The 23,514-nt window shown below is 70.1% G+C and carries 20 protein-coding genes, 1 pseudogene and 1 riboswitch; of the genes and pseudogenes, 16 read left to right on the top strand and 5 right to left on the bottom strand.

Going from position 1 to position 23,514, the window contains the following annotated elements:
• Positions 1-95 precede the first annotated feature (95 nt).
• The 8 genes from shc (at position 96) to ACWDAG_RS01235 (ending at position 9,069) form a co-directional block, all read left to right on the top strand.
• Positions 96-2,102, top strand: coding sequence for a squalene--hopene cyclase (gene shc, locus ACWDAG_RS01270; protein ID WP_450693501.1), 2,007 nt, complete (start codon positions 96-98; stop codon positions 2,100-2,102).
• Positions 2,102-2,743, top strand: coding sequence for a phosphorylase family protein (locus ACWDAG_RS01265; protein WP_450693500.1), 642 nt, complete (start codon positions 2,102-2,104; stop codon positions 2,741-2,743). Before shc ends, ACWDAG_RS01265 begins: the two co-directional genes overlap by 1 nt.
• 5 nt (positions 2,744-2,748) lie before the next feature.
• Positions 2,749-3,771, top strand: coding sequence for an adenosyl-hopene transferase HpnH (hpnH, locus tag ACWDAG_RS01260; RefSeq protein ID WP_030936191.1), 1,023 nt, complete (start codon positions 2,749-2,751; stop codon positions 3,769-3,771).
• A gap of 4 nt (positions 3,772-3,775) precedes the next feature.
• Complete coding sequence (gene ispG, locus ACWDAG_RS01255; RefSeq protein ID WP_450693499.1) at positions 3,776-4,930, top strand: flavodoxin-dependent (E)-4-hydroxy-3-methylbut-2-enyl-diphosphate synthase; 1,155 nt, start codon at positions 3,776-3,778, stop codon at positions 4,928-4,930.
• A gap of 27 nt (positions 4,931-4,957) precedes the next feature.
• Positions 4,958-6,892, top strand: a complete 1,935-nt coding sequence (gene dxs / locus ACWDAG_RS01250) for a 1-deoxy-D-xylulose-5-phosphate synthase (protein ID WP_450693498.1) — start codon at positions 4,958-4,960, stop codon at positions 6,890-6,892.
• Positions 6,889-8,274: an aspartate aminotransferase family protein gene (locus ACWDAG_RS01245; protein ID WP_450693497.1), complete on the top strand. Its 1,386-nt coding sequence runs from the start codon at positions 6,889-6,891 to the stop codon at positions 8,272-8,274. Before dxs ends, ACWDAG_RS01245 begins: the two co-directional genes overlap by 4 nt.
• 67 nt (positions 8,275-8,341) lie before the next feature.
• Positions 8,342-8,947 (top strand): helix-turn-helix domain-containing protein, encoded by a 606-nt coding sequence (locus ACWDAG_RS01240; protein ID WP_450693496.1) that lies wholly within the window; start codon positions 8,342-8,344, stop codon positions 8,945-8,947.
• On the top strand, positions 8,944-9,069 hold the full coding sequence (locus tag ACWDAG_RS01235) for a DUF6126 family protein (protein WP_450693495.1): 126 nt from the start codon (positions 8,944-8,946) through the stop codon (positions 9,067-9,069). The genes ACWDAG_RS01240 and ACWDAG_RS01235 overlap by 4 nt, the downstream gene beginning before the upstream one ends.
• A 9-nt stretch (positions 9,070-9,078) precedes the next feature.
• Here the strand turns inward: ACWDAG_RS01235 and ACWDAG_RS01230 are convergent, their stop codons facing one another.
• Positions 9,079-9,876 carry a tyrosine-protein phosphatase gene (locus ACWDAG_RS01230; RefSeq protein WP_450693494.1) on the bottom strand — a complete coding sequence of 266 codons (798 nt, stop codon included), beginning with the start codon at positions 9,874-9,876 and terminating at the stop codon, positions 9,079-9,081.
• Between the two features lie 170 nt (positions 9,877-10,046).
• Here ACWDAG_RS01230 and ACWDAG_RS01225 point away from each other — a divergent pair, with 170 nt between their 5' ends.
• From ACWDAG_RS01225 to ACWDAG_RS01215, 3 genes are all read left to right on the top strand, one after another.
• Positions 10,047-12,116, top strand: coding sequence for an alpha-galactosidase (locus tag ACWDAG_RS01225; RefSeq protein ID WP_450693493.1), 2,070 nt, complete (start codon positions 10,047-10,049; stop codon positions 12,114-12,116).
• Between the two features lie 316 nt (positions 12,117-12,432).
• Positions 12,433-12,591, top strand: a riboswitch (cyclic di-AMP (ydaO/yuaA leader).
• Between the two features lie 4 nt (positions 12,592-12,595).
• Positions 12,596-13,492, top strand: coding sequence for a M23 family metallopeptidase (locus ACWDAG_RS01220; protein ID WP_450693492.1), 897 nt, complete (start codon positions 12,596-12,598; stop codon positions 13,490-13,492).
• A 361-nt stretch (positions 13,493-13,853) separates the two neighbouring features.
• Positions 13,854-14,639: an SGNH/GDSL hydrolase family protein gene (locus ACWDAG_RS01215; protein WP_450693929.1), complete on the top strand. Its 786-nt coding sequence runs from the start codon at positions 13,854-13,856 to the stop codon at positions 14,637-14,639.
• A 79-nt stretch (positions 14,640-14,718) separates the two neighbouring features.
• Here the strand turns inward: ACWDAG_RS01215 and ACWDAG_RS01210 are convergent, their stop codons facing one another.
• The 3 genes from ACWDAG_RS01210 to ACWDAG_RS01200 form a co-directional block, all read right to left on the bottom strand.
• Complete coding sequence (locus tag ACWDAG_RS01210) at positions 14,719-15,339, bottom strand: TetR/AcrR family transcriptional regulator (RefSeq protein ID WP_450693491.1); 621 nt, start codon at positions 15,337-15,339, stop codon at positions 14,719-14,721.
• A gap of 105 nt (positions 15,340-15,444) precedes the next feature.
• Complete coding sequence (locus ACWDAG_RS01205) at positions 15,445-15,828, bottom strand: VOC family protein (RefSeq protein WP_450693490.1); 384 nt, start codon at positions 15,826-15,828, stop codon at positions 15,445-15,447.
• Between the two features lie 142 nt (positions 15,829-15,970).
• Positions 15,971-17,149 carry a Glu/Leu/Phe/Val dehydrogenase dimerization domain-containing protein gene (locus tag ACWDAG_RS01200; RefSeq protein ID WP_450693489.1) on the bottom strand — a complete coding sequence of 393 codons (1,179 nt, stop codon included), beginning with the start codon at positions 17,147-17,149 and terminating at the stop codon, positions 15,971-15,973.
• Between the two features lie 288 nt (positions 17,150-17,437).
• Here ACWDAG_RS01200 and ACWDAG_RS01195 point away from each other — a divergent pair, with 288 nt between their 5' ends.
• Together ACWDAG_RS01195 and ACWDAG_RS01190 are read left to right on the top strand one after the other, a co-directional pair.
• Positions 17,438-18,691 carry an MBL fold metallo-hydrolase gene (locus tag ACWDAG_RS01195; RefSeq protein WP_450693488.1) on the top strand — a complete coding sequence of 418 codons (1,254 nt, stop codon included), beginning with the start codon at positions 17,438-17,440 and terminating at the stop codon, positions 18,689-18,691.
• Positions 18,692-18,744: 53 nt separating this feature from the next.
• Positions 18,745-19,533 (top strand): DUF429 domain-containing protein, encoded by a 789-nt coding sequence (locus tag ACWDAG_RS01190; RefSeq protein WP_450693487.1) that lies wholly within the window; start codon positions 18,745-18,747, stop codon positions 19,531-19,533.
• A gap of 117 nt (positions 19,534-19,650) precedes the next feature.
• On the opposite strand, the pseudogene ACWDAG_RS01185 reads toward ACWDAG_RS01190, so the two are convergent.
• Positions 19,651-19,839, bottom strand: a pseudogene (locus ACWDAG_RS01185) (cupin domain-containing protein); the annotation flags it as partial.
• A gap of 217 nt (positions 19,840-20,056) precedes the next feature.
• On the opposite strand from ACWDAG_RS01185, the gene ACWDAG_RS01180 reads away from it, so the two are divergent.
• The 3 genes from ACWDAG_RS01180 to ACWDAG_RS01170 all read left to right on the top strand — a co-directional run bounded on the left by ACWDAG_RS01180 (position 20,057) and on the right by ACWDAG_RS01170 (position 23,505).
• On the top strand, positions 20,057-20,449 hold the full coding sequence (locus ACWDAG_RS01180) for a helix-turn-helix domain-containing protein (protein ID WP_266529597.1): 393 nt from the start codon (positions 20,057-20,059) through the stop codon (positions 20,447-20,449).
• Positions 20,450-20,565: 116 nt separating this feature from the next.
• A complete protein-coding gene (locus ACWDAG_RS01175) occupies positions 20,566-20,976 on the top strand; it encodes a VOC family protein (RefSeq protein ID WP_030936149.1) in 411 nt (136 codons plus the stop codon).
• Between the two features lie 384 nt (positions 20,977-21,360).
• Complete coding sequence (locus tag ACWDAG_RS01170; protein WP_450693486.1) at positions 21,361-23,505, top strand: sensor histidine kinase; 2,145 nt, start codon at positions 21,361-21,363, stop codon at positions 23,503-23,505.
• Positions 23,506-23,514 lie beyond the last annotated feature (9 nt).

Raw genomic sequence — 23,514 nt, 5'->3', positions numbered from 1 at the left:
TCGCGTAGTCGCCGGCCGGTGTCGCGGGAACACGAGCACCGGCCGACGGCGGACCCACAGCAGCACGATTTGCACGACTGCACGAAGGGGAAGCCATGACAGCGACGACCGACGGAAGCACCGGGGCCCTGCCGCCCCGGGCAGCCTCGGCCAGCGAAACCGACAGCACGAGCCCCGTGGCGGCGGGGGCGCGCGATGCCGCCGTACGCGCCGTACAGCGCTCCACCGACTTCCTGCTGTCCCGGCAGGACGCCCAGGGCTGGTGGAAGGGCGACCTCGAGACCAACGTGACCATGGACGCCGAGGACCTGCTCCTCAGGCAGTTCCTCGGCATCCTGGACGAGGACACCGCGCACGCCGCCGCCCTGTTCATCCGAGGCGAGCAGCGCGAGGACGGCACCTGGGCCACCTTCTACGGCGGACCGGGCGAACTCTCCACCACCATCGAGGCATACGTCGCCCTGCGTCTGGCGGGCGACACGCCGGACGCCCCGCACATGGCGCAGGCCTCCGCCTGGATCCGCGAGCAGGGCGGGATCGCCGCGGCCCGGGTCTTCACCCGGATCTGGCTGGCCCTGTTCGGCTGGTGGAAGTGGGAGGACCTGCCCGAACTCCCGCCGGAGCTCATCTACTTCCCCAAGTGGGTACCGCTCAACATCTACGACTTCGGGTGCTGGGCCCGGCAGACCATCGTCCCGCTCACGGTCGTGTCCGCGAAGCGGCCGGTGCGGCCCGCGCCCTTCCCGCTCGACGAGCTGCACACCGACCCCGCCAACCCGAACCCACCCAAACCCCTTGCCCCGGTGGCGAGTTGGGACGGAGCCTTCCAGCGGCTCGACAAGGGCCTGCACCAGCTGCGCAAGGTCGTGCCGCGCAGACTGCGCAAGGCGGCCATGAACTCCGCCGCCCGCTGGATCATCGAGCGGCAGGAGAACGACGGCTGCTGGGGCGGCATCCAGCCGCCGGCCGTGTACTCGGTGATCGCCCTGTATCTGCTGGGCTACGACCTGGAACATCCCGTGCTGCGCGAGGGGCTGGCGTCGCTGGACCGTTTCGCCGTGTGGCGCGAGGACGGCGCCCGGATGATCGAGGCCTGCCAGTCGCCCGTGTGGGACACCTGCCTGGCGACCATCGCGCTCGTCGACGCGGGCGTGCCCGCCGACCATCCGCAGCTGGTCAAGGCGGCGGACTGGATGCTCGGCGAGGAGATCGTCCGGCCCGGCGACTGGGCGGTCAAGCGGCCCGGGCTGCCGCCCGGCGGCTGGGCGTTCGAGTTCCACAACGACAACTACCCCGACATCGACGACACCGCCGAGGTCGTCCTCGCGCTGCGCCGCGTGCGGCACCACGACCCGGAGCGGGTGGAGAAGGCGATCGGGCGCGGGGTGCGCTGGAACCTCGGGATGCAGTCGAAGAACGGGGCGTGGGGCGCCTTCGACGTCGACAACACCAGCCCCTTCCCCAACCGGCTGCCGTTCTGCGACTTCGGCGAGGTCATCGACCCGCCGTCCGCGGACGTGACCGCCCATGTGGTGGAGATGCTGGCCGTCGAGGGCCTCTCGCACGACCCGCGCACCCGGCGCGGCATCGAGTGGCTGCTCGCCGAGCAGGAACCGAACGGCTCGTGGTTCGGACGCTGGGGCGTCAACTACGTCTACGGCACCGGATCCGTCGTACCCGCCCTGGTCGCGGCGGGCTTCCCCGGCTCGCACCCCGCGATCCGGCGGGCCGTGGCCTGGCTGGAGTCGGTGCAGAACGACGACGGCGGCTGGGGCGAGGACCTGCGCTCCTACAAGTACGTGGAGGAATGGAGCGGCAGGGGTGCCTCCACCGCCTCGCAGACGGCGTGGGCGCTGATGGCCCTGCTGGCCGCGGGGGAGAGGGACTCCAAGGCCGTCGAGCGCGGCGTCGAATGGCTCGCGGCCACCCAGCGGGAGGACGGTTCCTGGGACGAGCCCTACTTCACCGGAACCGGCTTCCCCTGGGACTTCTCGATCAACTACCACCTCTACCGGCAGGTCTTCCCACTGACCGCACTCGGCCGCTACGTCAACGGCGAGCCCTTCTCCAAGAAGCCTCTCGCCGAGGCCGAGGGGGGCTGATGAGCACCCAGCCCGCCCCGGCCCCGCTGCTGATCGCTTGCGCGCTCGGCATCGAGCACCTCGCCCTGCGCGCCGGCGACCGCGGCGGGGCCGGCGGGCCCGTCACCCTGCTCCGTACGGGCATGGGGCCCAGGGCGGCCGAGCGCTCCGTCACCCGGATGCTCGCGGACCCGGCCTGGAGCGGGGCGGCCGTGCTGGCCACCGGCTTCTGTGCGGGGCTCGCCCCCGGTATGCACCCGGGCGACCTGGTCGTCGCCGAGGAGACCCGGGATCCGGACGGAACCGTTCCGTGCGTGGGGACCGACCTGCTCGTCAAGGAGCTCGGGCGCGCGGTGCCCGGGCGCACCGTCCACACCGGTCCCGTCACCGGCTCCGATCATGTCGTACGCGGTCACGAGCGGTCGGATCTGCTCGCGACCGGCGCAATCGCGGTCGACATGGAGTCCGCAGCCACGCTTCTGAGCGCCGTGCGCACCGGCGCGCGCCCGGTTGCGGCTGTGCGGGTGGTCGTGGACGCTCCTGAACATGAACTTGTTCGAATCGGCACGGTCCGCGGTGGAATATCAGCTTTCCGTGTCCTTCGTGCCGTACTTCCAGCTTTCGTCGAATGGCACCGTTCTTTGCTGCTCCCCAGGAGGTGAGCCAGATGGCCATGCCGCTGCGTCAGTCCATCAAGGTCGCTACGTACTTGGCTGAACAGAAGCTCCGCAAGCGGGACAAGTTTCCGCTGATCGTGGAGCTGGAACCGCTCTTCGCATGCAATCTGAAGTGCGAGGGCTGCGGCAAGATCCAGCATCCGGCGGGTGTGCTCAAGCAGCGCATGCCGGTCGCGCAGGCCGTCGGGGCGGTGCTCGAATCCGGTGCCCCCATGGTGTCCATCGCGGGCGGCGAGCCTCTGATGCACCCTCAGATCGATGAGATCGTGCGGCAGTTGGTGGCGAGGAAGAAGTACGTCTTCCTCTGCACCAACGCGATGCTGCTGCGCAAGAAGATGGACAAGTTCAAGCCCTCTCCCTATTTCGCCTTCGCCGTGCACATCGACGGGCTGCGCGAGCGGCACGACGAGTCGGTGGCCAAGGAGGGCGTGTTCGACGAGGCCGTGGAGGCGATCAAGGAGGCCAAGCGGCGCGGCTTCCGGGTCACCACCAACTCGACCTTCTTCAACACGGACACCCCGCAGACCATCATCGAGGTGCTCAACTTCCTCAACGACGACCTCAAGGTCGACGAGATGATGATCTCGCCCGCCTACGCCTACGAGAAGGCGCCCGACCAGGAGCACTTCCTGGGCGTGGAGCAGACCCGTGAGCTGTTCAAGAAGGCCTTCGCGGGCGGCAACCGCAGGAAGTGGCGGCTGAACCACTCGCCGCTGTTCCTCGACTTCCTCGAGGGCAAGGTCGACTTCCCGTGCACCGCCTGGGCCATCCCGAACTACTCGCTCTTCGGCTGGCAGCGCCCCTGCTACCTGATGAGCGACGGGTACGTGCCGACGTACCGCGAACTCATCGAGGAGACCGACTGGGACAAGTACGGCCGCGGCAAGGACCCGCGCTGCGCCAACTGCATGGCGCACTGCGGCTACGAGCCCACCGCCGTCCTCGCCACCATGGGCTCCCTGAAGGAGTCCCTGCGTGCGATGCGCGAGACGGTCTCCGGGAACCGGGAGTGACACGATGACCGCCATCTCCTTGGGCGTCCCCGAGGTACCGGCCCGTCCGATCGCCGAGCGGCGCGTGTCGCGGCAGATCCACGTCGGGCCGGTGGCGGTCGGGGGCGGGGCCCCGGTGTCGGTGCAGTCGATGACGACGACCCGTACCTCGGACATCGGTGCCACCCTGCAGCAGATCGCCGAACTCACGGCGTCCGGCTGCCAGATCGTCCGCGTCGCCTGCCCCACGCAGGACGACGCGGACGCCCTCGCGACCATCGCCCGCAAGTCGCAGATCCCGGTGATCGCGGACATCCACTTCCAGCCGAAGTACGTGTTCGCGGCGATCGAGGCGGGCTGTGCGGCGGTGCGGGTGAACCCCGGCAACATCAAGAAGTTCGACGACCAGGTGAAGGAGATCGCACGGGCCGCGAAGGACCACGGCACACCGATCAGGATCGGGGTCAACGCCGGGTCGCTGGACAAGCGGCTGCTGCAGAAGTACGGCAGGGCGACTCCGGAGGCGCTCGTCGAGAGCGCGCTGTGGGAGGCGTCCCTCTTCGAGGAGCACGGCTTCCGCGACATCAAGATCTCGGTCAAGCACAACGACCCGGTCGTGATGATCGAGGCGTACAAGCAGCTCGCCGCGCAGTGCGACTACCCGCTGCACCTCGGAGTCACCGAGGCCGGGCCCGCCTTCCAGGGCACGATCAAGTCGGCGGTCGCCTTCGGCGCGCTGCTCTCGCAGGGCATCGGCGACACCATCAGGGTCTCGCTCAGCGCCCCGCCCGCCGAGGAGGTCAAGGTCGGACTGCAGATCCTGGAGTCCCTGAACCTCAAGCAGCGGCGGCTGGAGATCGTCTCCTGTCCCTCCTGCGGCCGCGCCCAGGTCGATGTCTACAAGCTGGCCGACGAGGTCACGGCGGGCCTTACGGGCATGGAAGTCCCGTTGCGGGTAGCCGTGATGGGTTGTGTGGTCAACGGCCCGGGTGAGGCGCGGGAGGCGGACCTGGGGGTCGCCTCCGGCAACGGCAAGGGGCAGATCTTCGTCAAGGGCGAGGTCATCAAGACCGTACCCGAGTCGAAGATCGTGGAGACCCTCATCGAGGAAGCGATGAAGATCGCCGAACAGATGGAACAGGACGGCGCGTCGGGGGAGCCGGCCGTCACCGTGAGTTGAACAGCACGGACCGAAGGGGGCCCGAGCGTGACCATTCTGGAGAACATCCGGGGACCACGCGACCTGAAGGCGCTGTCCGAGACGGAGCTTCGCGAACTGTCCGAAGAGATCAGAGAGTTCCTGGTGCACGCGGTGGCCAGGACCGGCGGGCACCTCGGGCCCAACCTGGGGGTGGTGGAACTCTCCATCGCGCTCCACCGGGTCTTCGAGTCGCCCGTCGACCGCATCGTCTGGGACACCGGTCATCAGAGCTACGTACACAAGATCCTGACGGGCCGTAAGGACTTCTCCAAGCTGCGCGGAAAGGGAGGCCTGTCCGGCTATCCCTCGCGCGAGGAGTCCGAGCACGACATCGTCGAGAACAGCCACGCCTCCACGGCGCTCGGCTGGGCCGACGGCCTCGCCAAGGCCCGCCAGGTGCAGGGCGAGAAGGGCCATGTCGTCGCGGTCATCGGCGACGGCGCCCTGACCGGCGGCATGGCCTGGGAGGCGCTGAACAACATCGCGGCCGCCAAGGACCGGCCGCTGATCATCGTGGTCAACGACAACGAGCGCTCCTACGCGCCGACCATAGGCGGCCTCGCCAACCACCTGGCCACCCTGCGCACCACCGACGGCTACGAGAAGGTGCTCGCCTGGGGCAAGGACGTGCTGCTGCGCACACCGGTCGTCGGCAACACCATCTACGAGTCGCTGCACGGCGCCAAGAAGGGCTTCAAGGACGCCTTCGCCCCGCAGGGCATGTTCGAGGACCTGGGCCTGAAGTACGTCGGCCCGATCGACGGGCACGACATCGGGGCCGTCGAGTCGGCGCTGCGGCGCGCGAAGCGCTTCCACGGACCGGTCCTCGTCCACTGCCTGACGGAGAAGGGCCGCGGTTACGAGCCCGCCGTCGCCCACGAGGAGGACCACTTCCACACCGTCGGCGTGATGGACCCGCTCACCTGCGAGCCCCTCGCCCCCGCAGGCGGCCCTTCCTGGACCTCGGTGTTCGGCGACGAGATCGTCGCGATCGGCGAGGAGCGGGAGGACATCGTGGCGATCACGGCGGCCATGCTGCACCCGGTGGGGCTCGGCAAGTTCGCCGCCCGCTTCCCGGACCGGGTGTGGGACGTCGGCATCGCCGAGCAGCATGCGGCCGTCTCCGCGGCCGGCCTTGCGACCGGTGGGCTGCACCCGGTCGTCGCCGTCTACGCCACCTTCCTCAACCGTGCCTTCGACCAGCTTCTGATGGATGTGGCGCTGCACCGCTGCGGGGTGACGTTCGTGCTGGACCGGGCAGGCGTCACCGGCGTCGACGGGCCGTCCCACAACGGCATGTGGGACATGTCGATCCTCCAGGTCGTGCCGGGGCTCAGGATCGCCGCGCCACGCGATGCCGACCAGCTGCGGGCGCAGCTGCGGGAGGCCGTCGCCGTCGACGACGCGCCGACGCTGGTCCGCTTCCCGAAGGAGTCGGTGGGGCCCGAGATCCCGGCGATCGACCGGGTGGGCGGCCTCGACGTCCTGCACCGCGGCCCGGACACCTCCGATGTGCTGCTGGTCGCCGTCGGTGTGATGGCGCCCGTGTGTCTGCAGGCCGCCGAGCTGCTGGAGGCGCGCGGTATCTCGTGCACCGTCGTCGACCCGCGCTGGGTCAAGCCCGTCGACCCGGCGCTCCCGGGCCTCGCCGCCGAGCACCGCCTGGTGGCCGTCGTCGAGGACAACAGCCGTGCGAGCGGGGTCGGCGCGGCGGTGGCGCTGGCGCTCGGGGACGCCGAAGTCGATGTCCCCGTACGGCGGTTCGGCATCCCGGAGCAGTTCCTCGCGCACGCCAAGCGCGGGGAGGTGCTCGCCGACATCGGCCTCACACCGGTGGAGGTGGCCGGACGGATCAGCGCGAGCCTCGCTGTCAAGGAGGCCGAGGACACCCTGGCCGTCAAGGAACAGCTGGACGGCACAGTCAAGGAGAGGGCTGAATGACCAAGGAGTTCGACCTCGGCGCACTCCTGGCCGAGCGGGGAGCCGAGCGCTACGAGCTGCACGGGAAGTACCTGAACCCCCAGCTCCCGCGCATGCTGCACACCATCGGCTTCGACAAGGTCTACGAGCGCGCCGAGGGCGCCCACTTCTGGGACGCGGACGGCAACGACTACCTGGACATGCTCGCCGGGTTCGGGGTGATGGGTCTGGGCCGCCACCACCCCGTCGTCCGCAAGGCGCTGCACGACGTCCTCGACGCCTCCCTCGCCGACCTCACCCGCTTCGACTGCCAGCCGCTGCCCGGACTGCTGGCCGAGAAGCTGCTCACGTACAGCCCGCACCTGGACCGCGTGTTCTTCGGCAACAGCGGTACGGAGGCGGTGGAGACCGCGCTGAAGTTCGCCCGGTACGCCACCGGGCGGCCGCGGATCCTGTACTGCGACCACGCCTTCCACGGCCTGACCACCGGGTCGCTGTCGGTGAACGGCGAGGACGGCTTCCGCGACGGCTTCGCCCCGCTGCTGCCCGACACCGCCGTACCGCTCGGCGATCTCGACGCCCTGACACGGGAGTTGAAGAAGGGCGACGTCGCTGCCCTGATCGTCGAGCCGATCCAGGGCAAGGGCGTGCACGAGGCCCCGCCCGGTTACCTCCGCGCCGCCCAGGAGCTGCTGCACAAGCACAAGGCGCTGCTCATCGCCGACGAGGTGCAGACGGGCCTCGGCAGGACCGGAGACTTCTACGCCTACCAGCACGAGGAGGGCGTCGAGCCGGACCTGGTGTGCGTGGCCAAGGCGCTCTCGGGCGGTTATGTGCCCGTCGGCGCCACCCTCGGCAAGGACTGGATCTTCAAGAAGGTCTACTCGTCGATGGACCGGGTGCTGGTCCACTCGGCGAGCTTCGGGTCCAACGCCCAGGCGATGGCGGCCGGTCTCGCCGTGCTGTCCGTCATGGACAACGAGCAGGTCGTCGCCCATGCGCGCGCGACCGGAGAGCAGCTGAAATCCCGGCTCGCGGGGCTGATCGACAAGTACGAGCTGCTCGCGGACGTCCGCGGCCGGGGCCTGATGATCGGCATCGAGTTCGGCAGGCCCAAGTCGCTGAAGCTGCGCAGCCGCTGGACGATGCTGCAGGCCGCGCGGAAGGGCCTGTTCGCGCAGATGGTCGTCGTACCGCTGCTGCAGCGGCACCGGATCCTCACCCAGGTCTCCGGCGACCACCTGGAGGTGATCAAGCTGATCCCGCCGCTGACCATCGGCGAGCAGGACGTGGACCGGTTCGTCGACGCCTTTAGTGCTGTGATGGATGACGCCCACAGCGGCGGCGGCCTCATGTGGGACTTCGGCAAGACGCTGGTGAAGCAGGCGGTCGCCAACCGCTGAGCAGCCCGGGTTTTGCCTCTGAGGCAACGAATTTGCCCGACAGGCAAAGCTCCGGCTGAATGGAGGTATGAGCTCTTCGGAAGCCGAAGCGGAGCTGCCCGCCGTCGCACCCCAGCTCCGCGCGCTGCGCCGCCGTGCCTCCCTCACGCTGGAGGCCGCGGCAGGTGCCGCCGGGCTGTCGGCGGCACACCTCTCCCGGCTGGAGACCGGGCAGCGTCAGCCGTCGCTGCCGATGCTGCTGGCCCTTGCCCGTATCTACAGTACGACCGTCTCGGAGCTGCTCGGCGAGACGGTCGCCGACCGGGACGCCGTCGTGCGCGCCGCCGACATGGAACCGACCGCCGCCGGCGGCTGGACCTACTGGCAGGCCGGCGCGCCCGGCCGCGGCATGCAGGCCCTGCGCGTCCATGTGCCGCACGGCTCACAGGGCGACATCGTGCGGGTGCACCCCGGCGAGGAGTGGCTGTACGTCCTCAAGGGACGGCTGCGGCTGCGCCTGGGGGACACCACCCACCGGCTCGCCCCCGGCGACAGCGCCCACTTCGACTCGCTGACCCCGCACCGGATCGCCGCCCAGGATCCCGACGGCGTCGAGCTCCTGTTCGTTCACACCCTGCTGCAGAGCCCGACGGCCACGCTGTGCCTGGGCCCGATCACCGGAGAGATGCCATGAGCAACAGCAACATGGAGGAGAAGTTCCCCCGCGCCCTGTGGGTGCGCCTGATCATCTACATCGCGGTGGGGCACCTCTTCGCGGCCTTCATCTACTTGCTGTTCTCGGTGGGCGCGAAGTAGGGCGCGCGGTCAGTCGAGCAGTCGCTCGCGCAGCAGCTCGCGGAGCTGCGGGGTGAGTGCCAGACCCTGCTCCAGATACGTGTCGACGTCGCCCCACGTCTCCTCGATCGTCTCGAAAGCCGCCGTCAGATACTCGGCGCGCGCCTCGAACAGAGGGCTGAGCAGCTCCATCACCTCGGGGGAGTAGGCCGAGGCGGAGCTGCTGCTGCGGTGCACCTTGTAGCGGCGGTGCTTGGCGTTCGACTCCAGGTAGTCCGCGACGATCGCCTCGCGCTCGACGCCCAGCGCGAGCAGGGTCACGGCTATGGAGAGTCCCGCACGGTCCTTGCCCGCCGCGCAGTGCATCAGGGCGGGCACACTGTCGTCGGCGAGCGAGCGCAGCACGCGCGCGTGCTCGGCGGTGCGCTCCTTGATGATCGTGCGGTAGGAGACGATCATTCGGTTGGCCGCCTTGCCGTCGCCGAGGAGCTCGCGCAGCTGCTCGATCTCGCCGTCCCGGACCATCTTCCAGAACCCGGAGCCGTCCGCCGGGTCGGTCAGCGGCAGGTTCACATTGCGCACACCCGGCAGCTCGACGTCCGGGCCTTCCAGCTTCTGGTCCGCCGCGTTGCGGAAGTCGAAGATCGTGTGCAGTCCCAAGGAGGCCAGGAACTCGGCGTCCTCCTCGGTCGCGTGCGCGAGGTGGCCGCTGCGGAACAGCACCCCGTACCGCACCCGCCGTCCGTCCACGGTCGGAAGTCCGCCCACATCACGGAAGTTGCGGACTCCGGCAAGCTCGGGCTCGGTCGACGGGATCTGCTGCGTCACGGGGGCTCCTCCCAGTCCGCCCGTCCGGCGCGGCTCGTCGACGGGCACCCTCCCGACGATACGACATGGATTCCTGAGGCAATGAGTTGTCCACAGGCGTTGCGACCAGGGCACACGTGGCTTGATGATGTTGGTGATTGGTCGCGCCTGTTCGAATGTGTGAGGGCTTGATGCTGGAGATCGCAGACAACGGCCGTACCTGGCTCCTCTCGGGGCCGGCCAGCAGTTACGCCGTCCATCTCACCGAGGACGACGAGCTGCTGCACCTGCACTGGGGCCCCCGGATCGCGCTCGCCGACGCCGAGGCACTCGCCGTCCGCCCGCTGCCGGACTACAGGCCCTTCGAGTCCCCGCTCGACGGACACGAGGAGTACCCGGTGGAGGGCGGCCCCCGCTTCGTGCGGCCCGCCCTGTCCGTGCGCACCGACGAGCGGCGCGGCACCGAGTGGCGCTTCGAGAGGTACGAGTCGGAGGGCGACCACCTCCGGCTGGGCTTCCGGGACGGTGGGCTTGCGATCACGCTGCACTACCGGATGCGGCACGACGTCGTGGAGCGCTGGGTGACCCTCGACAACGAGGGGCCCGCTCTGGAGCTGCTGCGGGCCGACTCCGCGACCTGGACACTGCCCGAGCGCGAGGAGTGGCGGCTGTCCCAGCTGCACGGCCGCTGGGCCGCCGAGTCCCGGCTGACCGCCTCGCTTCTCACCTACGGTGAGAAGATCATCGGCAGCCGCCGCGGCCACACCGGACACCAGCACCTGCCCTGGGTCGCCCTCGACACCGACGCCACGGAGGAACGCGGTGAGGTCTACGGCTGCGCTCTGGGCTGGTCGGGTTCCTGGCGGATCGCGGTGGCGCAACTCCCGGACGCGCGCGTGCAGATCACCGGCGGCGCCGGTTACGACGACTCCGGGCTGCTGCGCCTGGAGGCGGGGGAGTCGTACACCACCCCCGTCTTCGCCGGTCTGTGGAGCGACGGCGGCTTCGGCGGTGCGAGCCGCGCCTGGCACGCCTACCAGCGCGCCTACGTCATCCCCGACGCCGACCAGGACCGGCCGGTGCTGTTCAACTCCTGGGAGGCCACGGAGTTCGACATCTCCGAGGAGCAGCAGGGAACCCTGGCACGGCGGGCCGCGGCGATCGGCGTCGAGCTGTTCGTGGTCGACGACGGCTGGTTCGGCAAGCGCACCAGCGACCGCGCGGGACTCGGCGACTGGACGGTCAACCGGGACCGCTTCCCGAACGGCCTCAAGCCTCTCGCGGACTATGTGCACGCCCTGGGCATGCAGTTCGGCATCTGGGTCGAGCCCGAGATGGTCAACCCGGACAGTGAGCTCTACCGCGCCCACCCCGACTGGGTGCAGTTCCAGCCGGGACGCAAGCGGACGGAATTCCGCAACCAGCTCGTACTGAACCTGGCCCGGGAAGACGTCCAGGAATACCTCTGGGAGCAGCTCGACGCGCTCCTCTCCAGTGCCCCCATCGACTATGTGAAGTGGGACTTCAACCGCTGCTTCACCGACGCGGGCTGGCCCGGCGAGCCCTATCCGCAGCGCCTCTGGGTCGATCATGTCCGGGGACTGTACGCCCTGTTGGACCGGCTGCGGGCGGCCCACCCCGGTGTCGTCTTCGAGTCCTGCTCGGGCGGCGGCGGACGGATCGACCTCGGGATCATGAGCCGTACGGACCAGGTGTGGACCTCCGACAACACCGATCCGCTCGACCGGCTCGCCATCCAGCACGGCTTCAGCCAGATCCACCCTGCACGAGTGATGGCCGCCTGGGTCACCGACAGTCCGAACACCCAGCTCAATGGCCGGGTCAGCTCGCTGCGCTTCCGGTTCGTGAGCTCCATGGCCGGCGTACTCGGGGTCGGTGGGGACCTCACTCGGTGGAGCGACGAGGAGCTCGCCGAGGCCGGCGAGTGGGTGGCGCTCTACAAGGAGATCCGGCCGCTGGTGCAGCACGGGGACCTCCACCGGCTGCGGCCTCCGCGGGGCGGGCTGAGTGCGGTGCAGTACGTGCGAGGGGACGAGGCGGTCGTCCTCGCGTGGCTCCAGGCGCAGAGCTACGGCGAGCCCGTACCGGCGCTGCGACTGCGGGGCCTCGACCCGACAGCCTCGTATGAATGCCCCGAAACGGGCGAAATCCACAGCGGTGCCGTATTGCAGCATCACGGACTGCGTACCGGATTGCGTGGCGACCTCGATGCGGCAGTTTTCCGTCTGCGGCGCATCTGAGTCTTCTGTCCGGATTGGCGCTCCTTCTACCTCTTCATTCCAACTCGCCCCCGAATAGAGGATCCTGGAGTGGAGGCGCGTGAGGAGCGTCATATCCGTGACAGTGCGTGGCGCGTCATGTCCACGTAATTCACGTGCTTTACAAGGGCGTTTGACCGAGACGATCACCTCGGAATTCACGCAGGGTCACCTGGTTTTCTCTCAAGGGATCAATAGAAACGCATTCACGGGGAACCGTCACTTGTTCCTTTGCGTCTTGGTCGCTTACGTTCGCCACCAATCCGGACGGACGCCCAATCCTGCCGCCGCCCGGTGCCCGCACAACTCACCCGTGAACGGCAGGAGCGGGGGACCCACAGGTACAACCGCCTGTTCCGGTCTCCGGAACGGCTAGGGGTAAAGCCGCGTCGCATGCGCGGCCGGGCATCTCCAGCCCGAACCCGACAGCTCACCTCGCAGGCGCCGGAGAGGAATTCGTCATGCCCGCGAAGGGTAAGCACCGTCGCCCGAAGCCCCAGCGCTTCACTCGCTCCATCGCCGTCGCCGGAACCGGTGGCGCCGCACTCGCTCTCCCGCTCATGGGGGCCACCGGCGCCCATGCCGCCACAACCAAATCCGTTTCCGAGTCGGTTTCGGAAAAGGCCGTCCAGTCCCTTCCGGTCGCCGAGAAGAAGGCGGCTCAGAAGAGTGCCGCCGGCAATGCGGGCGTGCGGACTTATTCGGTGCGGGCCGGGGACTACCTCTCGAAGATCGCTGACGAGCAGCACGTCCACGGTGGCTGGCACAGGCTCTACTCGGACAACCGCCGGGCCGTCGGTGACGACCCGTCGCTGATCCACCCGGGCCTGAAGCTGACGATCGGCCGGAAGGCCGCGACGGACACCAGCAAGTCGTCCTCGTCCGCCCCGAAGGCGACCTCGTCCGCCGACAGGACGACTGCCACCAAGGCCTCGGACTCCGCCCCTACCGGCTTTACCCTCCCGGTGCTCGGTGCCACCGTCGGCACCGGCTACCACGTGCCCGGCAGCATGTGGTCGAGCGGCTACCACACCGGCGTCGACTTCGTCGTCCCGACCGGCACCTCCATCAAGTCCGTGGGCGCGGGCACGGTCGTCTCCGCGGGCTGGGGCGGCGCCTACGGCAACCAGGTCGTCGTCAGGCTCGCCGACGGCCACTACGCCCAGTACGGCCACATGTCCCAGATCTCCGTCTCGGTCGGCCAGACCGTGACCGCGGGTCAGCAGCTCGGCCTCTCCGGCGCGACCGGCAATGTGACGGGCCCGCACCTGCACTTCGAGATCCGCACCACGCCCGACTACGGCTCCGACGTGGACCCGGTCGCCTACCTCCGCTCGAAGGGCGTCGGCGTCGGCTGACGTCCCCCGAGAACCACCTGCCTGACACGCTGCCGAAGGCCGGACCTCGATCCCCGGGTCCGGCCTTCGGTGTGTCCGGCTGCGCTCGTGTTTGCCGTATTGCGTTCTTGTGGCGGGGCTGCACGGGGCGTCCGTATCGTCTCCGACGGCTCGACGGTCCGCTGGTGGAACAACGCGCGGCTCCCCCGCAACATTGCTGACGCGTCAACATCCCTGGTCGAAGGGTTATTCCGAGCTTGGTGAACACTTTAGAAGTGGCTTATCTCACCGCGCGTCAACCCTTTCCTACGGTCGCGTAGGTCACATTCGAAGGTGAATCATGGTCGATGTGGCAGACGATTCGAAGAGTGACAGCAGATCAGTGATCGGGTCGTACGTTGCGGTGGGGGACAGCTTCACCGAGGGCGTCGGCGACCCCGGCCCCGACGGGGCGTTCGTCGGCTGGGCCGACCGGTTCGCGGTGCTTCTCGCGGACCGGCGACCCGAGGGCGACTTCAGGTACACCAACCTCGCCGTGCGCGGCAAACTACTCGACCAGATCGTGGAGGACCAGGTACCGCAGGCCGTCGAACTGGCGCCGGACCTGGTCTCCTTCTGTGCGGGCGGCAACGACATCATCCGTCCCGGCACCGACCCCGACGAGGTCGCCGAGCGTTTCGAGCGGGCGGTCATCCGGCTCACCGAAGTCGCCGGCACGGTCATGGTGACCACCGGCTTCGACACCCGAGGCGTCCCCGTGCTCAAGCACCTGCGCGGCAAGATCGCCACCTACAACGGTCATGTCCGGGCCATCGCCGACCGGTACGGCTGTCCCGTGCTCGACCTGTGGTCCCTGAAGACCGTCCAGGACCGCAGGGCGTGGGACGGCGACCGCCTCCACCTCTCGCCCGAGGGGCACACGCGTGTGGCGCTCCGCGCCGGGCAGGTCCTCGGCCTCGATGTGCCGGCCGACCCCGACCAGCCCTGGCCGCCGCTCCCGCCGCGCGGCACCCTCGAGGTGCGACGGGACGACGTGCACTGGGCGCGCGAGTACCTGGTGCCGTGGATCGGCCGCCGGCTGCGGGGCGAGTCGTCCGGGGACCATGTCACGGCGAAGGGCGCGCTGTCGCCGGACGACATCAAGATGCGGATCGCTTCGGTGGCCTGAGAGCCGTCGGAAACGAGCCCCCGCCAAGTGCGGGGCTGAGAGCCTGTGTCTGAACCCCGGCCGGGACAGACACAGGCTCTCAGCGCTCCGCAGTCGTCAACGCCGCCCGCTCCAGCCCCAGTTCCCGGGCCAGCGCCTCGTCCACCCACTCCTGCGCCCGCGCCCGCGACACCGCACCGGCGTACGAGGTCAGCTGCACGGCGAGCCCGTCCAGCAGGGCGGTCAGGCGCAGGGCCGCGCCGTGCGGGTCCGGGCAGCGGAACTCGCCCGCAGCCACGCCCTCCGCGATGACCTCGGCGATCGCGGCCTTCCACTGCTTGTCGAGGTCACGCGTGACCTCCTGCAGCGCGGGCTCGCGCAGCGCCGCCGCCCAGCCCTCGATCCACAGCCGCCAGCCCTTGGCCTGGCCCGTCGGCGCGTACCAGCGCACCGCCGACCGCAAGCGCCGCAGCGCCGTCGTACGGCGGCCGAGAAGTTTGCGCAGCTGCGCGAGGTCGTCCTCGGCCGCGAAGGTGAACGCGGCGGCCACCAGCTTCTCCTTCGTGGAGAAGTGGTACAGCACCAGCGCGTTGCTCACGCCGAGTGCCGAGGCCACGTCGGCGATCCTGACCGCTGCCACACCCCGCGCCTCGATCTGCCCGATGGCGGCCCGCAGCAACTCCTCGCGCCGCTCGGCCACGCTCAACCGCACTCTCGCCACGCGGTCACCCTATTCCGTCACCGCTGACGGCGCCGGGCGAGGTCGGCACTCGGCGGGTTCGACACGGGGCGCGGTGTGAAACCGACCAAGGCGGGCGCGTGAGCGTCAGGAATGCATGGCCGCCCGGTCGGACTCGCTGCGCAGAACGCAGAATTCGTTGCCTTCGGGATCAGCGAGGACGGCCCAGCCCGAACCATCGGGGTTCCGGTGATCGGCGACGAAGGTGGCACCGAGGCCCAGCAGCCGGTCCACCTCCTGATCGCGGAAGGTCTCGGGGCGCAGACACAGATGGATCCGGTTCTTGATCGTCTTGGCCTCGGGCACCTGGTTGAAGTGCAACACCGGGCCCTCCGCCAGCAGCACCTGAGTCTCCGGGTCACCCGGTCCGACCTCCGGATGCAGCGGACGGCCCGTCACACTGCTCCAGAACCGGGCCAGCTCGTAGGCATCCGCACAGTCGATCGCCACGTTCTGCAGTACCGAGACCATGGCCGCGAGCCTTTCTGATCCGCACGCCGAATGCCACCGAATTACGCCCGATCCTGGGGCAGATGGCGCAGGCTTCCAGCAGCACTTTCGACATACCCGCAGTCGGCGTGCGAGATGACCCGCACAGAACGCCGGACCGCCCTCACCGGTACCAGCCGAAACGTTCCGCGATCACCGGCAGCCGGTCCGCGACGATGGCGTGCGCCGCCGCCCGCGGGGTCGTCCCGTCGGCCTCCGCGCGGGCCAGCATCTGCTCGGTCAGGGCGCGCATCGAGCGGCGGGTGTGGGCGAACGCCTCCTGAGCGTCCGGGCCGATGTCGCCGAACAGCGTCCACCACCACCATGCGTTCGTACCAGAGTTGACGACCACATCCGGCAGCACGGTCACCCCGCGCGCGGCCAACAGCTCCTCCGCCTCAGGCAGTACGGGCATGTTGGCCGCCTCGACGATCCAGCGGGCGGTGATGCGGTCCTGGTCGGCGGCGTCGATCGCGTACGAGACCGCCGCGGGCACGAGCACCTCCGCCTCGACCGCGAGCCAGGAGTCGCCGGGCAGTTCATGGTCGCCGGGGCGCAGGGCCGCACGGTCCACGGTGCCGTACGCGTCCCGCGCGGTGAGCAGCGCCTCGACGTCGAGGCCGGCCGGGTTGGCGATCGTGCCCTTGATGTCGGCGACGGCGACCACGGTGAGTCCCGCGCGGGCGAGGAAACGCGCCGTCGCCCCGCCCATCGTGCCCAGCCCCTGCACGGCGACCCGCGTCCCCGTGTACGGCACGCCCGAGCGGTCCAGGGCGGCCAACGCCGACTCGGCGACCCCGCACCCGCCGACCAGCTCGTCCAGCCCGATGCCGTCCACCTCGATCGCGAACGCGTCCGCGAGCCGCCGCCGCGCCGCCGCCTCGTCGTCGAGCAGCGGGTACACGGCCTGGACGGACGACACGAGCCCCGCCTCGGCCACCGCCCGGTCGACCACGTCCTGGCTGAGACCGAGGTCCTCACCGGTGGTCCAGAAGTCTTCGACGTACGGCTTCATGGCCCGCAGGTAGCGCACCAGGAGCGCATACGCCCCCGGGTCCTGGGGATCGCAGTCGATGCCGCCCTTGGCGCCGCCCAGGGGGACGTAGCGGCCCTCGGGGTTGTAGTGCAGCGCCTCCTTCATAGTCATCCCGCGCGCGAGGCCCGCGACCTCGTCCAAGGTGCAGCCCGCGCGCATGCGCAGTCCGCCGCTGGAGACGCCGCGCACCAGCCGGTCGACGACCAGGAAACCCTGGCGGCCGGTGAGGTGGTCGGTCCAGGTGACCGACATCAGGGGGGCGGTCATGCGATCTCCTCGCGAATGGGGATCAGGGGGGTGGCGGGGTGTCGAAGGTCCCCATTTACTGAATCGTCAGTCAGTATCGGAAGCGGGGGCACACCCTGTCAACGGGCGGATCGATCACCTCGGTGCCGGCAGGGCGACGGGAATGGAGGCCGACCGTCCGCGGTTCACCAAGCGGTAGGCAATCTTTGGGCTTTCCTTGGAATGAGCCCGCAGCGACCCGGACGACCCAGGTGTTGTCGCAGGAGCCGACCATAATGGAATGCCTCATCGACGCCACCTGGAGGTACCGTGTCCGGTTTCCGTTCCCTGAGCTCCGGGCTCCGTGCGCTGCAGCCCGCGGGCTTCGGCGCGGACCCGAGCGGTGAGCGCCTCGCGCGCATCCGCAGATCACCGCACTTCAAGGACGGCGTCTTCCAGAATCCCGGAGGCATCGCCCGGACCCGGCCCTCCGGCTCCACGCTGGACTTCGCGAAGGTCTTCTTCGACAAGGACGAGCGGCCCCGGCGCGCCCCCAAGGGCACGGTGCCGGTGCACCCCACGACGCTCGCCGACATCGCGAAGCCGCCGGCCACCGGACTGCGACTGACCTGGATGGGGCACTCCAGCGTGCTCGCCGAGATCGACGGGCAGCGGGTGCTCTTCGACCCGGTGTGGGGCGAGCGCTGCTCCCCGTTCTCCTTCGTCGGCCCCAAGCGGCTGCACCCGGTGCCGCTGCCGATCGCCGCGCTCGGCCCGGTGGACGTCGTCGTCATCTCGCACGACCACTACGATCACCTGGACCTCCCGACCATCAAGGCGCTGGCCGACACGGACACGCTGTTCGCCGTCCCCCTCGGCGTCGGCGCCCACCTCGAACACTGGGGCGTGTCCGCCGACCGGCTGCGCGAGCTGGACTGGCACGAGGCGACCGAGGTCGGCGGCCTCACCCTGACCGCCACCCCGGCCCGCCACTTCTGCGGCCGCGGCCTGCGCAACACCCAGCACACCCTGTGGGCCTCCTGGTCCGTCGCCGGGGACGAGCACCGGATCTTCCACAGCGGGGACACCGGCTACTTCGAGGGCTTCAAGGACATCGGCGCCGAGCACGGACCGTTCGACGCCACGATGATCCAGATCGGCGCCTACTCCGACTTCTGGCCCGACATCCACATGACGCCCGAAGAGGGCATGCGCGCCCACCTCGATCTGCAGGGCGGCGAGCCGCACGGCGTGATGATGCCGATCCACTGGGCCACCTTCAACCTGGCGACGCACCCCTGGGCGGAGCCCGGCGAGGGCACGGTCGCGGCCGCCCGCGCCACGGGTTCCCGCATCGCCCTGCCCCGCCCCGGAGAGCCCTTCGAGCCCACCGCGGAGACCGTCCCGTCCGAGCCGTGGTGGCGTGCCGTCGCCCAGGCCCCGGCCGGCGGCTGGCCGACGGCGGACGTGCTGACCGAGGCGGCGATCAAGACGACCGCCGACTCGGGTGCCGAGGCCCAGGCCGAGGCCGACGGCAGGTCCGCGGAGGGCACAGGAGAGCCCGAGACGGTATCGGCGGGCTGACCTCGGCGGGTGAGGCCGTGAGCCGACCGGGCCCGCCGGGAGCGGATCCCGGCATGAGCCGTCAGCAGACGGTGACGGTGGGGGTCGACCTGGCTGCCAGTGCGCGGCGTACCGCCGTGTGCCGTGTCGCGTGGGCAGTCGACGGCGCCCTGACGGTGGGGTTCGTCGTGCCGGAAGCGGACGAGGATCTGCTGGGGCTGATCCGGGCCGCCGACAAGACCGGCCTCGACTGCCCGCTCGGCTGGCCGTCGAGCTTCGTGGCCACGGTCCTCGCCCATCACCAGGGCCTGCGACTGCCGCCGCCGACCCGGTTCGAGGAGCGCACGGACGGCCGGCCCGGTCTTGACGCACTGCGGTTCCGGCTGACCGACGACCTCACGTGGAAGGCGACCTCGATGCGCCCTCCGCTGTCGGTGTCCACCGATCTGCTGGGCGTCGTGGCCCTGCGTGCGGCCCGCCTCCTGGACGCACTGGCGGCCACCGGCACACCGGTGCCGCGGGACGGTTCGGGCCGGATCGCCGAGGTGTATCCGGCCGCCGCGCTGCGGCTGTGGGGCATCCGCCAGGCCCGCAGCTACAAGAGCGCCACTCCCGCAGCGCGCGAGGTCCGTGAGCACATCGTTCTCGCGGTCGAGGAGGGCCTGGGACTGGTCCTGCCCGAGCCCGTGCGCGCTACGTGCACCGACAGCCACGACCATCTCGACGCCCTGCTCTGCGCCCTGGTCGCGAGGGCCGTTCTGGTCGGGGACACCCGGTGGCCGCGCACCCCGGATGAGCGTGCCGCTGCCCGGCGGGAGGGCTGGATCCACCTGCCGGGCGGGGAGCTGGCCGCCCTTCGCTGACGACACCGCCGTATGGAGGGGAAGGCGTCTCAGCTCTGCGCGGGTCCCTCCACGTTGAACGTGGACTGCCCCGTCCCCGCCCTGGTGACGATGATGTCGGCGGGCCGAAGGGTTGCTCTCCCGGTGAACGGCGCCCTTCGGCACGTAGATGAAGTCGCCGGGACCGGCGTCGACGGTGCGCGAGCCGTTCGGGCCGAACTCCATCCTCAGGGCCCCCGTGAGGACGTAGATCACCGACTCGTGTTCGCCGTGGTGGTGCCAGCCGGAGACCATCCCGGGTTCGGTGCGGACGAATCCCGACCACATGCCGTCGGTGGCGAACGCCTCCTGCCGGTCCATCCCCGCCGTTGCGGGCCCGGGGCGTCGGTCGCCGGGACGGGCGACGGCGACCTCGTCGCGTGGAAGCTCCATGAAGGCTCCTTCCGCTCGGGCCGTCGAACGGCGGCCCCTCTCCTCACCAGGCTAGCCAGGGGCCCTGCGACCCAGAGCGGAACGATCCGGCGAACCATGGTGTGATGGCGCCGTGAGCCGCGCCGCCGAAGAAACGAACCGCCGCATGCTGCGGGCCCGGGACGCGATGGACCGCGCCTACGCGCAGCCGCTGGACGTGCCCGCCCTGGCCCGGATCGCCCATGTCTCCCCGGCGCATTTCGCCCGCACCTTCCGCGCCACGTTCGGCGAGACACCGCACCGCTATCTGCAGCGCCGACGTGTCGAGCGCGCCATGTTCCTGCTCCGGGAGACCGACCGCAGCATCACGGACATCTGCTTCGAGGTCGGCTTCGGCAGCCCGGGAACGTTCAGCCGCACCTTCCGCGACGTCGTCGGCCGCTCGCCCAGGGAGTACCGCAAGCAGGCCGTCGCCCTGGACGTCCCCACCTGTTTCACCATGGCGTGGATGCGGCCGAGCGCCTGACAGGCCCCTCGTGCGTCTGATCGTCTCGTCCTCCTGCTCGTTCTTCTGCTCGCTCTTCGGTGGACAGAGCAGTTTTGGATAAGTTTTCGCGGGGCCGGGCTCGTAGCGTGATGCACATGTTCACAGCAATCACGCACTCGCAGATCTACGTCCTCGACCAGGACGAGGCCCTCGACTTCTACGTCGGCAAGCTCGGCCTGGAGGTCAACACCGACGCCGACCTCGGCTTCATGCGCTGGCTCACCGTCAACGTCCCCGGCCAGCCCGACCGCGAGGTTCTCCTGGAGCGCCCCGGCCCGCCGCGGCTGTCCGAGGAGACCGCGGAGCAGGTCCGCGAGCTGCTGACCAAGGGCGCGACGGGCGGCTTCCTCATCTTCCGGACCGAGGACTGCCGAAAGACGTACGAGACCCTCAAGGCCAAGGGCGTCGAGTTCACCGAGGAGCCCACCGAGCGGCCGTACGGGATCGACTGCGGACTGCGTGACCCCTTCGGCAACAGCATCCGGTTCACCCAGCCGAAGGCCTAGTTCGCTACGCTGAGTGATGTTCGGGGGATGACTTCTGGAGGCGCGTGAGCGTCCCGAAACGGTCCCGGCGGGCTGTCGGGCGGACAGAAAAGAGCATGCGGTGAGGACCGGGGAGCAGTCGCTCCCCGGTCCTCACTCTTTCCTGGTGACCGCTTCTGACCAGCTCTGATCGATCCATCGTCAAGCGGGATCATGCAGCCACTGGGTTTATCGGTCTGTCGTACGAGTGCTCATACCAGAGCGGGACGCTGTGCGTGGGACTTTGTCAACTGCCCACCGCACATGATGTGTTGCCGACTACTGTGAGTGTCCATCGGGCAACGCATGCCCGAACCGCGCAGCACGCGCCCCAGGCACCGACGGATCAGTACGACGAGGACACCGATGTCTCACCTTCGCGCACCGGCCGCCCGCGCAGACCGCCGCGAGGGCGGGCGGCACGGACGGCCGGTTGCCCGTCCCGTGCCCTCGCTGCCCGAGACGCACATACGGCCCCAGCTGCTGCGGCTCGCCGTGCTGCCGCCGGTGGCGGTGGCCCTGAGCGCGAGCGCGGCGGTCCTGTTCACCGTCCGCACCACCGGAGCACGGCCCGGCCTCATCCTGTGGGGCGTGCTCGCCGGCGCCGCCGCGGTGGCGCTCGCAGGGATCCTGATCGCCTCCGTCGCCGCCGACCGCACCGCCAGATCGGTCAGCGACCGCCTCGGCGCCCTGCGTCGCATCAGCGGACGCGGCGAGGCCGACCTGCGCGCCCTCGTCGAGTCACTGCGCCGCGGCGACACCCCGCCCCCGCGCAAGCCGCGCAGCGCTCCCGCGGACGATGCCGACGACTTCGAGCTGCTCGCCGCCGACCTGACCCGCGCGCACGACGGTGCCCTCACCGCCGTCGTCCAGGCCGCCCAGCTGTCCAGTCAGGCAGGCAGCGAACAGAAGCTCGAGGTCTTCGTCAACCTCGCCCGGCGCCTGCAGTCGCTGGTGCACCGGGAGATCTCCATCCTCGACGAGCTGGAGAACGAGATCGAGGACCCGGACCTGCTCAAGGGCCTCTTCCACGTCGACCACCTCGCCACCCGGATCCGCCGCCACGCCGAGAACCTCGCCGTCCTCGGCGGCGCCGTCTCCCGCCGCCAGTGGAGCAACCCCGTGTCCATGACCGAGGTGCTGCGCTCCGCCATCGCCGAGGTCGAGCAGTACTCCCGGGTCAAGCTGGTGCCGCCGATCGACGGCACCCTGCGCGGCCACGCCGTCGCGGACGTCATCCACCTGCTGGCCGAACTCGTCGAGAACGCCACGGTGTTCTCCGCACCGCACACCCAGGTGCTGCTGCGCGCCAACCTCGTCACCTCGGGGCTCGCCGTCGAGGTCGAGGACCGAGGCCTCGGCATGCCGGTGGCCGAGCAGAAGAAGATGAACGCCCTGCTCGCCGACCCCGACCAGGTCAACGTGGCGAGCCTGCTCGCGGACGGCCGCATCGGGCTGTTCGTGGTCTCACAGCTCGCGCGGCGGCACGGCATCAACGTCCGCCTGCAGACCAACATCTACGGCGGAGTGCAGGCCGTGCTCGTCGTACCGCAGGGGCTGCTGGGCTCCACGCCGGGCGTTCCCGGAGGCGCGGCGCAGCCGCACGCTGTCACGGGCGTGATGGGGATGCCGGAGCCGTCCGTGCCGCCGCGGTCCCAGCCGCAGGCTCCGCCCGGCCCCCGACCCGAGACCGCCGGGCGTCGCGTCGCGCCCCCGCCGCCCACGGCCGCCGCCCCGAACGGCAGCCCGCTCAACAGCAGCACCGCGAGCGGCAGCGGATCGGCGCCGCTCCCGGTGCGCGGCGCCCACGAGGAGCGGGCCAATCCCGCGGAGGCCCTGCCCGGTATCCGGCCGGACGACCGGCGGCTCGTCGAAGAGAACGCGTCCACGCCGCCCACGCCCCGCGCCGGCACCGTCCGCGGCACCATGGGCAAGCCCCAACTGCCGCGCCGCCGCGCCCAGGAGCACATCGCACCCCAACTGCGCGACGGCCCGGCGCCACGCCAGGAGTCCGAGTACCTCGCCGGCCACGACCCCGGCCTGATGGCCGCCTTCCAGCGCGGCATCGGCCTGGCGGAGGCCCAGCAGAACCTCGAGTCGGAGCGCTCGGAGTACGCGGAGCACTCGGAGTACACGGGAGCCGTGCACACGGCATCGTCGACGCACTGGGAACCGGACCACATGGCTTCGGCCCACACAGAGCCGTCCCACATCGCGTCGGCCCACATGGAGCCGCTCCATACGGAGTCGGCACACATGACCTCCGAGCCCATGGACCGGTCGCCGCACATCGAGTCGCGCCCCCTCACCGGCCCGGCTCACACCGAGGCCGCGCCCATCCTCCCGAGCTCCCCCCTGGACGTGCTCCACACGGACGTCACCGCCACAGCCCCGCCGCCCTCCATTGACGTATCGCACATGGACCCGGCCCACATAGCCGAGGCGCGCCCCGCGTCCGCGCGCGGCACCGACCACCCCACCCGGCACGACGGGAGCGCACCAGCCGGATGACCACCTCTG

Source organism: Streptomyces sp. NPDC001157, from assembly GCF_053598255.1.
Note: the sequence above shows the minus strand (reverse complement) of the source record. Positions and strands in the feature narration are given on the sequence as shown.

Coding starts and splice junctions, on each gene's coding strand:
- shc (WP_450693501.1), top strand. CDS start 96: ATGACAGCGACGACCGACGGAAGCACCGGGGCCCTGCCGCCCCGGGCA.
- ACWDAG_RS01265 (WP_450693500.1), top strand. CDS start 2,102: ATGAGCACCCAGCCCGCCCCGGCCCCGCTGCTGATCGCTTGCGCGCTC.
- hpnH (WP_030936191.1), top strand. CDS start 2,749: ATGGCCATGCCGCTGCGTCAGTCCATCAAGGTCGCTACGTACTTGGCT.
- ispG (WP_450693499.1), top strand. CDS start 3,776: ATGACCGCCATCTCCTTGGGCGTCCCCGAGGTACCGGCCCGTCCGATC.
- ACWDAG_RS01245 (WP_450693497.1), top strand. CDS start 6,889: ATGACCAAGGAGTTCGACCTCGGCGCACTCCTGGCCGAGCGGGGAGCC.
- ACWDAG_RS01240 (WP_450693496.1), top strand. CDS start 8,342: ATGAGCTCTTCGGAAGCCGAAGCGGAGCTGCCCGCCGTCGCACCCCAG.
- ACWDAG_RS01235 (WP_450693495.1), top strand. CDS start 8,944: ATGAGCAACAGCAACATGGAGGAGAAGTTCCCCCGCGCCCTGTGGGTG.
- ACWDAG_RS01225 (WP_450693493.1), top strand. CDS start 10,047: ATGCTGGAGATCGCAGACAACGGCCGTACCTGGCTCCTCTCGGGGCCG.
- ACWDAG_RS01220 (WP_450693492.1), top strand. CDS start 12,596: ATGCCCGCGAAGGGTAAGCACCGTCGCCCGAAGCCCCAGCGCTTCACT.
- ACWDAG_RS01205 (WP_450693490.1), bottom strand. CDS start 15,828: ATGGTCTCGGTACTGCAGAACGTGGCGATCGACTGTGCGGATGCCTAC.
- ACWDAG_RS01200 (WP_450693489.1), bottom strand. CDS start 17,149: ATGACCGCCCCCCTGATGTCGGTCACCTGGACCGACCACCTCACCGGC.
- ACWDAG_RS01190 (WP_450693487.1), top strand. CDS start 18,745: ATGAGCCGTCAGCAGACGGTGACGGTGGGGGTCGACCTGGCTGCCAGT.
- ACWDAG_RS01175 (WP_030936149.1), top strand. CDS start 20,566: ATGTTCACAGCAATCACGCACTCGCAGATCTACGTCCTCGACCAGGAC.
- ACWDAG_RS01170 (WP_450693486.1), top strand. CDS start 21,361: ATGTCTCACCTTCGCGCACCGGCCGCCCGCGCAGACCGCCGCGAGGGC.